This is a genomic window from Solwaraspora sp. WMMD1047 (genome assembly GCF_029626155.1).
Classification (GTDB): Bacteria; Actinomycetota; Actinomycetes; order Mycobacteriales; family Micromonosporaceae; genus WMMD1047.
The window spans coordinates 6,934,676-6,947,357 of the sequence record NZ_JARUBL010000001.1; the positions used below are offsets into that span (position 1 = coordinate 6,934,676).

At 73.2% G+C, this 12,682-nt stretch carries 13 protein-coding genes and 2 pseudogenes; 5 read left to right on the top strand and 10 right to left on the bottom strand.

Annotation, left to right across the window (positions count from 1 at the left end; translation table 11 throughout):
- Positions 1 to 6 precede the first annotated feature (6 nt).
- Both O7627_RS31780 and O7627_RS31785 read left to right on the top strand, forming a co-directional pair.
- Positions 7 to 183: a DUF397 domain-containing protein gene (locus tag O7627_RS31780; RefSeq protein WP_278097129.1), complete on the top strand. Its 177-nt coding sequence runs from the start codon at positions 7 to 9 to the stop codon at positions 181 to 183.
- 599 nt (positions 184 to 782) lie between these two features.
- Positions 783 to 1,016 (top strand): DUF397 domain-containing protein, encoded by a 234-nt coding sequence (locus tag O7627_RS31785; RefSeq protein ID WP_278097130.1) that lies wholly within the window; start codon positions 783 to 785, stop codon positions 1,014 to 1,016.
- A gap of 185 nt (positions 1,017 to 1,201) precedes the next feature.
- Here the strand turns inward: O7627_RS31785 and O7627_RS31790 are convergent, their stop codons facing one another.
- The 7 genes and pseudogenes from O7627_RS31790 to ssd form a co-directional block, all read right to left on the bottom strand.
- Positions 1,202 to 1,588, bottom strand: a complete 387-nt coding sequence (locus tag O7627_RS31790; RefSeq protein WP_278097131.1) for an Rv3654c family TadE-like protein — start codon at positions 1,586 to 1,588, stop codon at positions 1,202 to 1,204.
- A 233-nt stretch (positions 1,589 to 1,821) separates the two neighbouring features.
- A complete protein-coding gene (locus tag O7627_RS31795) occupies positions 1,822 to 2,190 on the bottom strand; it encodes a TadE family type IV pilus minor pilin (protein ID WP_278097132.1) in 369 nt (122 codons plus the stop codon).
- Complete coding sequence (locus O7627_RS31800; protein ID WP_278098511.1) at positions 2,187 to 2,315, bottom strand: DUF4244 domain-containing protein; 129 nt, start codon at positions 2,313 to 2,315, stop codon at positions 2,187 to 2,189. Before O7627_RS31800 ends, O7627_RS31795 begins: the two co-directional genes overlap by 4 nt.
- 116 nt (positions 2,316 to 2,431) lie before the next feature.
- A complete protein-coding gene (locus O7627_RS31805; protein ID WP_278097133.1) occupies positions 2,432 to 3,223 on the bottom strand; it encodes a type II secretion system F family protein in 792 nt (263 codons plus the stop codon).
- Positions 3,223 to 3,870: pseudogene (locus O7627_RS31810) on the bottom strand (hypothetical protein); the annotation flags it as partial. The gene O7627_RS31805 and the pseudogene O7627_RS31810, both read right to left, overlap by 1 nt.
- A 749-nt stretch (positions 3,871 to 4,619) precedes the next feature.
- Positions 4,620 to 5,789 (bottom strand): annotated as a pseudogene (locus O7627_RS31815) (TadA family conjugal transfer-associated ATPase); the annotation flags it as partial.
- Entirely contained in the window at positions 5,786 to 6,841 is a 1,056-nt protein-coding gene (gene ssd / locus O7627_RS31820) for a septum site-determining protein Ssd (RefSeq protein ID WP_278098512.1), read from the bottom strand. The pseudogene O7627_RS31815 and the gene ssd, both read right to left, overlap by 4 nt.
- 371 nt (positions 6,842 to 7,212) lie before the next feature.
- Here ssd and O7627_RS31825 point away from each other — a divergent pair, with 371 nt between their 5' ends.
- Positions 7,213 to 8,292, top strand: coding sequence for an alpha/beta hydrolase (locus O7627_RS31825; RefSeq protein WP_278097135.1), 1,080 nt, complete (start codon positions 7,213 to 7,215; stop codon positions 8,290 to 8,292).
- A gap of 69 nt (positions 8,293 to 8,361) precedes the next feature.
- On the opposite strand, the gene O7627_RS31830 is transcribed toward O7627_RS31825, so the two are convergent.
- From O7627_RS31830 to O7627_RS31840, 3 genes are all read right to left on the bottom strand, one after another.
- Positions 8,362 to 9,237 (bottom strand): helix-turn-helix transcriptional regulator, encoded by an 876-nt coding sequence (locus O7627_RS31830; protein WP_278097136.1) that lies wholly within the window; start codon positions 9,235 to 9,237, stop codon positions 8,362 to 8,364.
- A gap of 161 nt (positions 9,238 to 9,398) precedes the next feature.
- The gene (locus O7627_RS31835) at positions 9,399 to 9,563 is read right to left on the bottom strand and encodes a hypothetical protein (RefSeq protein ID WP_278097137.1); all 165 of its coding nucleotides are present in this window, start codon (positions 9,561 to 9,563) and stop codon (positions 9,399 to 9,401) included.
- A 340-nt stretch (positions 9,564 to 9,903) separates the two neighbouring features.
- The gene (locus O7627_RS31840; RefSeq protein ID WP_278097138.1) at positions 9,904 to 11,625 is read right to left on the bottom strand and encodes a DUF2142 domain-containing protein; all 1,722 of its coding nucleotides are present in this window, start codon (positions 11,623 to 11,625) and stop codon (positions 9,904 to 9,906) included.
- Between the two features lie 112 nt (positions 11,626 to 11,737).
- Between O7627_RS31840 and O7627_RS31845 the strand changes: the two genes are divergently transcribed.
- Both O7627_RS31845 and O7627_RS31850 read left to right on the top strand, forming a co-directional pair.
- Positions 11,738 to 12,100 (top strand): hypothetical protein, encoded by a 363-nt coding sequence (locus O7627_RS31845; RefSeq protein ID WP_278097139.1) that lies wholly within the window; start codon positions 11,738 to 11,740, stop codon positions 12,098 to 12,100.
- Positions 12,101 to 12,145: 45 nt separating this feature from the next.
- Positions 12,146 to 12,640, top strand: coding sequence for a helix-turn-helix domain-containing protein (locus O7627_RS31850; RefSeq protein ID WP_278097140.1), 495 nt, complete (start codon positions 12,146 to 12,148; stop codon positions 12,638 to 12,640).
- Positions 12,641 to 12,682 lie beyond the last annotated feature (42 nt).

The window sequence follows — 12,682 nt, forward strand, 5'->3', positions numbered from 1 at the left end:
TGCGCCATGGACACCCAGTGGCGCAAGAGCACCCGCAGCGGCGGCAACGGGGCGTGCGTCGAAGCTCGGTACGTCGACCACACCGCCCAGGTCCGCGACAGCAAAGACACCGCCGGCCCCGTGCTGGCGTTCAGCCGGTCCGCATGGGTGTCGTTCATCCGGGTTGCCCCGACCGGCAGGTGACGGGCGGTTCACCCCGCCCGGCTATCCGAATCGTCCGTTGGCTGTTCACGACGCGACCACCAGCGGAACAGCTCCGCCACCGCCGTGAGGATCCGAGGTCGATCCTTGGGGTCGGAGCCGCGAAGCGCCAGGGCCACAATGACGATCTTGCAGATGGCCGGTATGCCAACCACGAGAACGGCCACCCACGGGCCAGCAGTCGCCACAAGATCTACGTTCGGAGCCATACCTGTTCCCTGTCTGGAGCGACACAGCCGGAACAGCGGCTCGACGAACCGGGGCGGCTCCAGCGAGTAGATCGATTAAGATCGCTCGCACCCAGGTGCATACGAACCGATGCTCCGAGTTCCGCACCGTTGGTCCCAGGAGTCTCCCCAAACCCCAGCAGCCGGATGCTACTCCATCCCCGACCCTCCACACTAATCTCATCGTCGGCTTTGGTGACAACGACCCGCCACTCGGCTACATCGACACCCTGGCCGGGCCACTATTCCTCGAATCACGCAGCGACACCAGCCGTTTGTCATCGGTGTACAACCAGCTCAAAGAGCTGGCCATGTCCCCGGCAGAGTCGGTCAAGTTCATCAAGGAGCGGTCCCATGCAATGGCGTAAGTCAACCCGGTCAGACAGCGAAGGCAACTGCGTCGAGGTGGCCACACCCTCTCGCGGGGTCATGGTCCGCGACAGCAAGGACACCTCCGGCCCCGTGCTGGCGTTCAGCCGGTCCGCATGGGTGTCGTTCATCCGGAGTGTCCCGGCCGGAAAAGTGACGAGAGCCCGACTCGCAGAACCGCCTGGTTCTGCGAGTCGTCTGTTGGCTTGCAACTCATGATCTGAGCGCCACTGCTGTTAAACCAGTCCGGTAACAGCAGTGCCGCTCAGATCATCAATCGGCCGGCGCCAGTGAGGACAGATCGCACGTGGCCGGGTTGCGGCGGTGGCCTGGCCAGAACGAATGTTGCCGGCCGCCGCCGGTGCAGAGGGGCCGGCCGGACAGGGCGGATGGCCGCCGGGAGATCAGCCGCGGACCGGGCCGGCCAGGGCTGTCGCCTCTGCCGCGCGGGCGAGTCCGGGCAGCGGCGACACGTGGACCCGGACCGTCAACTCCAGGTCGAGGCCGAGGACCGCGCAGGCGACCACTTCGCCGCCGTTCGCCTGGACGATCTCGGTGGCGGCGGTGCAGGCTCCAGCAGGGTCCGCCAGCGTTCGGGCCGCCCCGGCGAGCGCGCCCAGATCCGCAGCGACCCGGGCCTGGTGCCGGGCCACCCGGGCCGCGCCGACCGCCGCTCCCGCCAGCCCGGCCGCCACCAGGACCAGCCCCACCGCCAGTACCAGGATCGACGCGGCGCCCTTGTCACGTGCGCTCCGACCGCGCACGTCCCATCGGTTGACCGGCCCGCGCATGTTCCGTCGGGCGAATGGTCCGGGAACGTTCCGCCGGGCGTCCGGCACGCACACGTCCCGATGGCCGACCCGGCCACGGACGCGAACGCTCGGCCGAGTGACCGGTCCACGTACGCTCCGCCGCGTGACCAGCCTGCGCACGTCCCGTCGGGTGGCCGGCCCGCGCACGTCCCGCCGCATGACCGGGCCACGCACCTCCTGCCGGTAAGTCCGGCCGGCGGCTGAAGGGCCGGTCATGACCACGGCTCCGGGGCGCCTGGTTCGACGGCGGCCACCGCCGTCGCGTCCACCACCACCAGCGGTAGACGGACGCCGAGCGCCCGGACCGGGACCCGGACCGTGGCGGTGACCGTCTCCCCGGCGTCGGTGATCGCGATCGTCGCTCCCCGGGGTGCGACCCGTGCTCCGGCGGCCTGACCGTCGGCTCCGCGGGAGGCGGCCAGTGCCGCCTCCCGCGCCGCGTCCACGCACTGGGCCTTTGTCGTCGTCGCGACGACGATGGTGAGGCCGACCGACAGCAGGAACATGAGCGCCGGCAGGCCGACGGCCAGTTCCACGGTGAACGAGCCGCGCTCGCCGCCGGCCCGCCGGCGCCCGGTCAATTCAGCGCCCGATCGATCACGCCGGTCAGCGCCGCCTGCACGCTTTCCGAGGTGAGCACCTTCAGCAGGATGCCGGCGAAGGCGACGGCCGCCAGGGTTCCGACCGCGTACTCGGCGGTGTTCATCCCGGCGTCGCCGCGTAACCGGGTCAGCAGTCTGCGCACGACATTGTCCCCTTTCTCTTGGCGGCCAACCGTCCCTCGGTGGGCCGACCGGCCGGCCGGGGTCGGCCGGCCGGATCTCACAGCACGTCGCCGAGCACGGCGACGATCACCGGCACCAGACCGGCGAGAATGAAGGCCGGCAGGAAACACAGGCCGAGTGGCAGCACGATCAGCACGCCGGCCCGGCGGGCCGCCGCCTCGGCCGCTACCGCCCGGTCCCCGCGCAGGTCGTCGGCGAGCCGGTGCAGCGCGCCGGCCAGCGCGCCGCCGCTGGCCGCCGACCGGACCGCGGCATCGGCCAGCCGCCGGCCGCCGGTCACCGGCGCCAGGTGCTCCCACGCCTCGGCCGGGTCTCCGCCGAGGCGCATTGTCCGTCCGACCCGGGCCAGCCGGCCGCCGAGCGGACCACCCAGCGCCTCGGCTACCGCCGCGACCGCCCCGTCCACCGGAGCGCCGGCCCGCAGTGCCGCCGCCAGCAGGTCGGCGGCGAGCGGTAGCTCCGCGGCCTCCCGCAGCCGGCGGCGGCGGGCCTCGGGCGGCTCCACTCGGCGCAACGCCGGTCCGACGCCGACCGCCACCGCGACACCGGCGGCGACGCCCAGCCAGCCGCCGACGAGGACGGCGGTCGCGACCCCGCACAGCACGGCAACGGATCGGAGCAGCGCAGGCCGCAGCGCCGTGGCTGGCTGTTGCTCGTCGTCGCCGGTCGCGGCGTCGGCGGTGTGGCTCGACCCGCCAGTCAGGACGGTCAGGACGGCCAACCGACGCCGGACGAGCCGCCCGGTCGGCGCGCCCGCCGCACCCATAGCCACACCGATCGCCGTCACGAGCACCACCACAGTCGCAGCGGCGATCACGTAGCCGGACATCAGGACTGCCGCGCCGGGGCTGCGGCCAACCGGTCCGCCCAGGCCAGTCCGGCCACCTGCAGGACGACAGCGGACACCGCGCAGGCAGCGCCGACCGGGGTGTGCAGCAGCACCCGCATCGGGTCAACGCCGATCCCGTAGCCCAACGCGATTCCGCCCAGGGGAAGCCCGGCCAGCAGCCACGCGGTGGCCCGCGCGCCAGCCGCCTGTGCGGCGGCCGCCGCCAGCCCTCGGTCGGTCGTCCGCCCGTCGGCTTCGATCCGCTCCAGCAGGTCCGCCAGCGGCGCACCGGTGCGCTCAGCCAACCGAACAGCCGCCCGGGTGAGATCGTCGATCCGGTCAGACCCGGGCCGGGCATCGAGGGACCGGTACACAGCGGACCCGGCCGCATCTGCCGCCGCAGCGACAGACCTGGTCGACGGCCCGGCCAGGACAGCCGGCACGGGCTGGCCAGCGCGTAGATCGGCGGCCAGCGCGCAGAGCCCGTCGAGCCGCTGGCGGCGTCCGGCGGCGAGCCTCTCGGCTGCCCGGCGGCGCAGCCCGGCCCGGACCGCCAGCGCGCCGTAGCTGGCTGCCACGAACGCCGCCACCGGACCACCGACGATTAATCCGGGAACCCCGGCGAGGACACCCGCGCAGAGCAGGGCGACGGCCCGCCGCGACCTGCCGGCCCCGGTAGCCGGCCACCAGGCGTCCGGCGACCAGGAACCCGCCACCCATCCGCCCGGTGGACGCAACCACCCGAGCGGCCATAACCGATCGGCCGACCCAGGCCGGCGACCTGATCCGGCAGCTCCCAGGAGCGCGCCCAGGGCGGCAGTTCCCAGAAACGCGGCCGGGCTCGCAGCTCCCACGGACGCGCCCAGGCCGGCAGCTCCCACGGACGCGCCCGGGCCTGCGGTCCCCACGGAGGCGTTCCGTCCGACCGTGCTAACGGAGGCGACTGGATCGGCCGCCCGCAGCATGCGCCGGGCCCGGGTACGGGACCGACGACCCGGGCCCGGCCAGGCGGTGAGCGCCGCAGCGGCCAGCAGACACCCGGCACCGGCCAACGCCCAGCCGGTCGCCGGACCCCAGCCGCCCCGCAGCGCCCAGCCGCTCGTCGCCGCCCAACCGCCGACCATCGCCCACCCCACGGCCACCGGCCAGCCGCCCGTCACCACGGCGCTCCGCCCGGTCGACCGGCCCGGGCCGGTCCGCCCGTCAACCCCGGCATCGATGGCCTGTCCGGTATCGACGCCGGCCTCGGCTCGGTGGGCACCCGCCGAGGCGACGCCGGCCGCGCCGACGCCAGTGGGGCCGGCCCTGGCCGGATCGGCGCTGGCAGGTGCGACGCTGGCCGCATCGACGCCGACCGGGGCGAGGCTGGCGGGGTCAGCGCCGGTCGGGGCGATGCCGGCCTGGTCAGCACCGGCGGGATCGGGACCGAACGTTCGGCGAGCAGGTCCGCCAGCACCGGCGCGGCCGGTCCCGGACCGCTGTCCCGCTGCCAGGCTGGTACTACCGTCACCAGCCGGTCCGGGCCGGTCGGGAGCAGCAGGGCGACCGCGTCCAGGACCCGGCCGGCGCCGGTCCGGCGGACCTGGAGCAGCACCTGCAACGCGGCGCCCACCTGGGCGTGCAGGGCCGGTCGGGGCAACCCGCCGAGCAGGCCGAGCGCCTCCAGCCTGGCCGGCACGTCGGCCGGCCGGTTGGCGTGCAGGGTGCCCGCTCCCCCGTCGTGTCCGGTGTTGAGGGCGCTCAGCAGGTCGACCACCTCGCCGCCCCGGCACTCGCCGATCACCAGCCGGTCGGGTCGCATCCGCAACGCCTGCCTAACCAGGTCACCGAGCCCGATCAGACCGGCACCCTCCACGTTGGAGTTGCGAGCCTGCAGACCCACCACATGCGGGTGCGTCGGGCGCAGCTCGGCGGCGTCCTCCACCAGGACGATCCGTTCGGTCGGCGGCACCAACCCGAGCAAGGTGTTCAGCAGGGTGGTCTTGCCAGAACCCGTGCCGCCGACCACCAGGTAGGCCAGCCGGGCGGCCACCACGGCGGCCAGCAGCGGCGCCGCCTCGGCCGGCACGGTGCCCCGCCGGACCAGCTCGTCAAGGCCGAAAGGCCGCTGCCGGAAGGTCCGCAACGACAGGTACGGCCCGCTGGTCGCCACCGGCGGCAGGACCGCGTGCAGACGGGTGCCGTCCGGCAGCCGCGCGTCGACGTAGGGAGTGCCGTCGTCGAGCCGTCGGCCACAGCCCGCCGCCAACCGTTGGGCCAGCTGGCGTACCCGCTCGGGAGAGCCGAGGGTGCCGGGCAGCCGGGTCAGGCCGCCGCCCCGGTCGACCCAGACCTCGCCGCCGTTGACGAGGACGTCGGTGACCTCCGGGTCGGCCAGCAGCGGGGCCAGCGGGCCGGCGCCCACCAGGTCGTTCTGCACGCTTGTCGCCATCCGCAGCACGGTGGTGTCGCCCAGTACGGCGGTGCCGGGCTCCGCGCGTACCGCGGAGACGATGGCCGCTGGGGTGACGGCCGTGCCCTCTGCCGCGAACCGCTGCCGGATCCTGGCCGCCAGCTCGTCGGTCATGCCGCACCGGCCAGGGTGGCGCCGGTGAGGTCGGCGATCAGCCGCCGGCACAGGGAGGTGAGCGGGCCACGCCCGGACGACGTCGGCGCCTCGCCGCGTTCCAGTCCGCGGCACAGTGCCGGCTCCGGACGCAGCGTGCCGGCCAGCGGAAGGTCGAGGGAGCGGGCGACGTGTCTGGCCTTGAGACCGCCGGGCGCCGGGCCGCGCACGATCAGGGACAGGTCGGCGCAGTGCGGGCTGGCCGCCTTGACCACCTTCGCGGCGGCGGCGGTGGCCCGTAACTCGGCGGGGACCACCAGGTAGACCCGGTCGGCCGCCTGCAGGGCAATCACGGCGGCATCGTCGAGCTGCCGGGGAACGTCGACGACGATCACGTCCCGACCTCGGCGGGCGGCGTCCATGGTGGCCGCCATCGCCTCGGCCGGCAGCTCCAGCGGGTCGCCCCGGTCCCAGGAGAGCATCACCAGGTCGCCCCGGCTGGGTAGGGCCCGCACCAGGGCCGGCGCGTCGACCCGACCGTCGGCGGCGGTCAGGGCCGGCCAGCGCAGACCCTGCATCTCCTCCCAGCCCAGGACGAGGTCCAGGCCGCCGCCGAGTGGGTCGGCGTCGACCAGCAGGGTGCGCAGGCGGGCCTTGGCGGCGGTCACCGCGAGTCCGCCGGCCAGCACGCTGGCCCCGGCGCCGCCCCGGCCGCCGAGGACCGCGACCACCCGGCCGACGGTGTCGGGCCGCTGCCCGGGTCTGGTCTCGGCGAACCGGTCGACAAGCCACGGCTCGGCGGCGGGCAGCATCGCCACGTGCTCGGCACCGATCAGCTCGGCCAGGTCCCAGGCCGGGTCGCCGTCGCGGGCCTGCCCGACGAGGACCAACCGTGGGCGGCGCGGCAGCCGGGCGCGCAGGCACGCCTGCGTCTGGTCGGTGCCGACCATGACCAGCGGGGCCGCCGCCCACCGGGACCGGGCCGCCGCCGGATCAGCGGCCACCTCCACCTCGGCGCCGCCGGCCGCCGCGAGCCGCAGCAGTTCTTCGAGCAGTTCGGCGTCCGAGGTCACGACGAGCGGCCGGCGCCCTCCGGTGCGGGCCTGGGTACGGGGTGGCATCGCGGCCTCCTGCGCGGTAACGGGATGCGGGGTCCCACCCACCGTGCTGCGGACGCCGCCCACGAGTGACGCCGATTCGGCGACCTGTGGACAACCGACCCGGCTGTGGACATCCGCCACCGGACGAGTTGATCTGCTAAGCGAACGGCTGCCCGAACTCAGCCCCCTCTGAGGCGGCGGAAACCACCGGTCGTCCGGGCCCGACGATTCGGTCGCCGTCGGGGCTCGGATCGTGGTAGCTCGCCGCTCACCCGGGTAACCGGCCGGCGAGAGCATTTCGCCGCCGCGACGCGGCACCTCAGCGTCGCGAGAGAGGAGCGATCATGGCTCAGTCGACAACCACCACCGTGCTGGATCCGGCGGCCCGGGAGGTGGCGACGCTCACCGCCAACCCGCCGTTCCTGTTCCAGCTCGGACCCGACCGCGGCCGCGCGAAACTGGACGAACTACAGGCCGGAGCCACCCCCCGCCCGGACGCGGACATCGAGGACGTGGCGGTGCCCGGCGGTCCGTCCGGTCAGATCCGGGTACGGATCGTCCGGCCGCCGCCGCAACAGCAGAACGGGCACCGGCGCGATCAGAACGCGGGCCGCGAGGACCCGTTCGGCCGGCTCAGCGCCCGGGTCCGGCAGGCCACCGAGAACATGATGGGCAACAACGGCGCAACCAACACCACCCTGCCGGCGATCCTGTTCATCCACGGCGCCGGCTGGGTGTTCGGTGACGCGGCGACCCACGACCGGCTGATCCGCGAGTTGGCCGCGCAGTCCGGCGCCGCCGTGGTGTTTCCCGAGTACAGCCGGTCGCCGGAGGCCCGCTTCCCGATCGCGCTGGAGGAGAGCTACGCGGTGGCCCGCTGGGTGGCCGACCACGGCGCGGAGTACGGCCTGGACGGCTCCCGGATGGCGATCGCCGGCGATTCGGTCGGCGGCAACATGGCCACCGTGCTGGCGATGATGTCGAAGGAGCGCAACGGTCCCCGGTTCCGGGCTCAGGTGCTGCTCTACCCGGTGACCGACGCCGACTTCGACACCGACTCGTACCGGGAGTTCGCCGAGGGCTACTACCTCGGGCGGGAGGGCATGATCTGGTTCTGGGACCAGTACCTGCCCGATTCCGGCCGGCGGAGCGACCCGATGGCCTCGCCGTTGCGGGCCAGCACCGAACAGCTCGCCGACCTGCCGCCGGCGCTGATCACCACCAACGAGGCGGACGTGCTGCGCGACGAGGGCGAGGCGTACGCGACCAGGTTGCGCGAGGCCGGGGTGCCGGTCACCCAGGTGCGGTTCCAGGGCGTCATCCACGACATGGCGATGCTGGACGCGCTGGCCGACACCAGCGCGGCCCGGTCCGCGACGTCCCTGGCGGCGCTGACCCTGCGGGACGCGCTGCACGAGTCGTGACCTGACCCCGGGGAATCGGATCCCGCCCGCCTCCGGTCTCGCACCGGGGGCGGGCGGTCAGGCGGGCGGTCAGGCCGGGGCGCGCAGGTGGGCCAGCGCGCCGGCCAGCATCGGGCGCACCTGCTCGCCGTACCGGGCGGCGGCGCGGAGCTGGTCGAAGATGGCGGCGAACCGGTCCGCGTCGGCGGCGGTCTGCAGGCTCTGTTCCTCCGCCCAGGTCTCCACCGTGACGGCGTCGTCGAACATCACGAAGCCGTGCAGCGGGGCCAGCGGCAGCCGGCAGCCGGCCGGGATCACCCCGAGTTCGACGTTGCGTAGGCCGATCAGGGCGGCCAGCCGGTCGAGTTGGCCGCGCATCACGTCGACCGGGCAGAGCAGCACCCGCAGTACGGACTCCATGATCACGAACTGGAAGTGTTTGGTGGAGTCGTAGAGGACCTGCTGCCGTTGGAGCCGCAGCAGCAGTGCCTCTTCCAGGTCGCCGGCCGGGGCGCCGTGGAACTCGACGTTCTCGGCCAGCCGGGCCCGCGCGTAGTCGGCGGTCTGCAGCAGGCCGGGCACGACGCCGACCTCGAAGTTCCTGATCAGGGCCGCGTCGCTGGCGGCGTCCATCATGTAGCGCTGGGTGCCGGACTGGCCGGGGTGGTTCGCCCCCCGCCGCCAGGGGGCCTGTTCGGCACGGGCGGCGCGCAGCCGCTCGTGCAGCGCGGCGATGGTGGCGTCGTCGGCGCCGGTGGCTCCGGTCCAGGCGGCGAGGTCGCCCTCGGTCGGCAACTGGCGGCCGGTCTCGATCCGGGAGATCTTCGACTGGACCCAGGCCAACCGGGCGGCCAGCGCCACCCCGGACATGCCTTCCCGGGCCCGCAGTTCGCGCAGCGCCGCCCCCAGCGCGCCGCGCGCCCCACCGGGTGAGCCCCGTGCGCCGCCGGGTTGGTTGCCGGACATCACCTGCTCCTAGGCCGCGTTCAGGCGTTCAGGTAGGCGTCACGGTACAGCTCATCGGGCTTTTTGCGCTGCTCGGAAGTCGACCGAACCGGCCGACGGCGAACCGATCAGCTCGGTCCGCCGCCGGCCGGCGTCCTGTCCGGCGATCCGCTCGCCGTTGGCTACAGCGCCTTCGCCACCTCGGCCAGCACGTCGGTGGGAACCTCGACCACGGTCTCGTGCGCCGGGATGTCCAGCTGCGCGAGGGCCTCCGGGTCGGAGACGCGCCAGCCCTGGACCACGAACGTGTCGCGGTCGGTGCGGTACAGCGAAGGACAGTTGTTCACTTGTGACTTGATCGTTTTGCGTACGAAGGTGAGCTTCACCGCTCTCCCCTAACTCCTCGTAATGTCGCTTTTGGCCGTATGCCAGGCGACCCGCGACGCATTATGCGGTGTCTATCGCACCCGACCGGCGAGTAACGCCACGCGACACGAGCATCAAATCGGCTTCGCACTCCGGGTGCGATTCCATCGACATAGGCTCACGTTTCACTGCGCCGCAGCCATCGCCATCGGCCCTGGTCAACGCGATGAGGACGACTCACGACCAGCCGCAACAACGGCGGGCGCAGCAATTATTGAAGGCCCCCGATAGAACGAGAACCACTCACGGTTCCGAACCGCGTCACGTCGCGTTACCGGGCCGCAGCAATACGCCGTGGTCGCTCGAATCCGGTCGCTGCGCGGTTGTGTCACGGTCGCCGTGCGTGTCCGGCGACCCGGCCGGCGGCTCTCCGGTGGTTTCCCCGCCACCCGGCTCGGTCCGGGCCACCCGGACCAACGCGACCACGGTGGCGACCCCGGCGACCGCCGTCCCGAGCACGATCAACGACAGGACGGCGGGTGGGAAGGCGTACCAGTCGAAGATGGCGGCGACGCCGCGCCGCACCCCCTCGACCCGGCCCACGCCCCCCGGCGCCCAGAACAGCCAGAGCGTGTACCAGAGGTACACGGCGTGCATCGCCACCGCGAACCCGAGCAGTCCGAGCGGCACCCACCGGCGGACCCGGCCGGGCAGCTTCGCCGCCCCCGCCACCGCGACCACGCCGAGCCCGGCCAGCCCGCTGTAAAGGTAGCGGCCCTGCATGCCGGCGTAGAGCCGGCTGTCGGCGAACTGCTCCCAGGAGCCCTTGGCCACGATCGCCAGGATCGCGCAGACCGGAACCAGCAGCACCAACGTGGTGGTCCGCGGCAGCACCCGCCAGGCCAGGGTCACCACCACGCCGAGCAGGACCAGGGTGGCCGCGACGATCGCCATCTTCCAGGGCGCGTGGTGCAGCCGGTCGCCGGTCTGGTCGTGCACGAAGAAGAGCGTGTTCATCCGCTCCACCAGTCGCAGCAACCAACCCGCCCCACCGTCCGACCAGCCGTACTGGGCGGTCAGCACCGGGTTCTCACTGAACCGGCCGTGCGGCTGCAGCGAGCCGTACACGATTTTGTTCCTGACCCACCAGGCGATCCCGGGGATGGTGGCCAGCCCCGCGATCACCAGCGAGACCAACGCCGCCGGGCGCCGGAACCGCAGCGCCGCCGCCAGGTAGGCCAGCCCGACCCAGACCGGGATCAACAACGCGAACCCCTTGGTCAACAGGGCCACCGTCGCGAGCAGGCCGACTCCGACCGCGGTACGCCGGGAGGTGTCGCCGGTCAACACCCGCACCACCAGCAGGGTCAGCAGGGCGAAGACCGCGATCAGCAGGTTGTCGTTGTTCACCGAGGACTGGTTGTGGGTCAGCTCGGGGATCGCGATCGGCACCAGCGCGGCGGCGATCGGGATCGGGTCGGGCAGCTTGAGCCGCCGTGCGATCGCCCACAGCACCAGCGGCAGCACCACCGCGAACAACACGTTCCACCAGCGCAGCACCAGGAAGATCCGGTCGAACGGGGCGTTCTCCCAGCCCGGGATCAACGCGACCACCGCGGCGCCGGCCAGGTAGTACAGCGGCGGATGCTGGATGAGCTGGTTGCGTGGCAGGTCCTCGTCGGCCGCGGTGCCGCCGGCCTCCACAAACGACGGCCGCTCAGCACGCGGCGGTGGGCTCTCCTCGGCCAGCCGGAGCCGGCCCGGCAGGCCACCGGAGATCGTGAAGCCGCCGGCCGCGGCGCCCTGCGACATCGACAGCGTGCCCTGGGCCGGCCAGGGCCACGCCTCGCCCCGCTCGACCAGCACGATCAGGTCGACGTGGTGCCGTTCGTCCGGCGACCGGAAGTTGGGGAAGACCGCCGTCTGGCAGAGCACCACCAGCAGGTGCAGGACCAGGATCAGCCAGACTGCTCCCGGGACCAGATCCCAGGTACGCCGGGCGGATGCGCGCAGAGTCCGACCCACGGACCGCGGACGAGGCATGCGCAGCACGGTACAGCAGACCCAGCGGCTGCCGACGCCCTTACCCAGCCAGGCCATTGCGGCCCACCGGCGGGGCAACGGGCAGCCGGCGCACCGGATACCGTCCCGGGACATGACCACCATGACCCCGATGACCGCGAACCGTCGCGTGCTCGATCTGCTCGGCGCGATCCAGTTCCTGATCGTCGCCGGGTACGCGTACGCGCTGATCGCGTTCCTGGCGACGGACGCGGCCTACTTCCCGGAGCAGGCCCCGCCGGGCTGGTCCTGGCCGGCGGTGGTCGTGGTCGGCCTCGGCTTCATCCCGGCGGCCTTCTGCCTGGTCCTGGCCGCGCCGCCGTTGGTCTCCCCGGTGGTGCGCGCGGATCGCCGGCGGTGGCGGTGGCTGGCGGGCACCAGCGCGGCCAGCGTGCTGATGCTGCTGGTGATGGTCTCGCCGCTGGGCTGGGAGATCTTCGACTGGTACGTGAGCTGACCCACTGGAGTTGTCGATCCTACGTAGCTACGTAATATTGGAGTCGTGGCTACGGTAGAGGAGCGCCTTGCCGCGCTCGAAGCGAAGGTGGCGGAACTCGCCCGGTCGGACGCGGAGCAGCCCGCCGACACCCCGGGCGGCACCTTCTGGGCCCTCGACGGGGTGAAACAACGCTTTCCCGAGGGCGGCGGCGCGGTGCTCTACACCGGCACCGTCCGGCTCGCCAACGAGGGCTACGACTGGCAGTACGGCCAGACCGTCGACGACCTGCTGGCGGGCGACTGGGCCGAGCTGGTCGGCGCGCTGACCGCGCTGGCCAATCCGGTCCGGCTCCGGCTGCTGCGGGAGATCCTCGGCGGCCGGCGCGGCACCGCCGAGCTGGCCGAGATCGACGGGCTGGGCACGACCGGCCAGCTCTACCACCATCTCCGCCAGCTCACCGCCGCCGGCTGGCTGCGCACCAGCGCCCGGGGCCAGTACGCCATCCCGGCCGAGCGGGTCGTCCCGCTGCTCGCCATCCTCACCGCCGCCCGCCGCTGACCGTCACCTCACCACCGCCGTTCGCCGGCACCGCTGTTCGTC

Coding starts and splice junctions, on each gene's coding strand:
- O7627_RS31805 (WP_278097133.1), bottom strand. CDS start 3,223: ATGTCCGGCTACGTGATCGCCGCTGCGACTGTGGTGGTGCTCGTGACG.
- O7627_RS31825 (WP_278097135.1), top strand. CDS start 7,213: ATGGCTCAGTCGACAACCACCACCGTGCTGGATCCGGCGGCCCGGGAG.
- O7627_RS31845 (WP_278097139.1), top strand. CDS start 11,738: ATGACCACCATGACCCCGATGACCGCGAACCGTCGCGTGCTCGATCTG.
- O7627_RS31830 (WP_278097136.1), bottom strand. CDS start 9,237: ATGTCCGGCAACCAACCCGGCGGCGCACGGGGCTCACCCGGTGGGGCG.
- O7627_RS31785 (WP_278097130.1), top strand. CDS start 783: ATGCAATGGCGTAAGTCAACCCGGTCAGACAGCGAAGGCAACTGCGTC.
- O7627_RS31780 (WP_278097129.1), top strand. CDS start 7: ATGGACACCCAGTGGCGCAAGAGCACCCGCAGCGGCGGCAACGGGGCG.
- O7627_RS31800 (WP_278098511.1), bottom strand. CDS start 2,315: ATGAACACCGCCGAGTACGCGGTCGGAACCCTGGCGGCCGTCGCCTTC.
- O7627_RS31840 (WP_278097138.1), bottom strand. CDS start 11,625: ATGCCTCGTCCGCGGTCCGTGGGTCGGACTCTGCGCGCATCCGCCCGG.
- O7627_RS31790 (WP_278097131.1), bottom strand. CDS start 1,588: ATGCGCGGGCCGGTCAACCGATGGGACGTGCGCGGTCGGAGCGCACGT.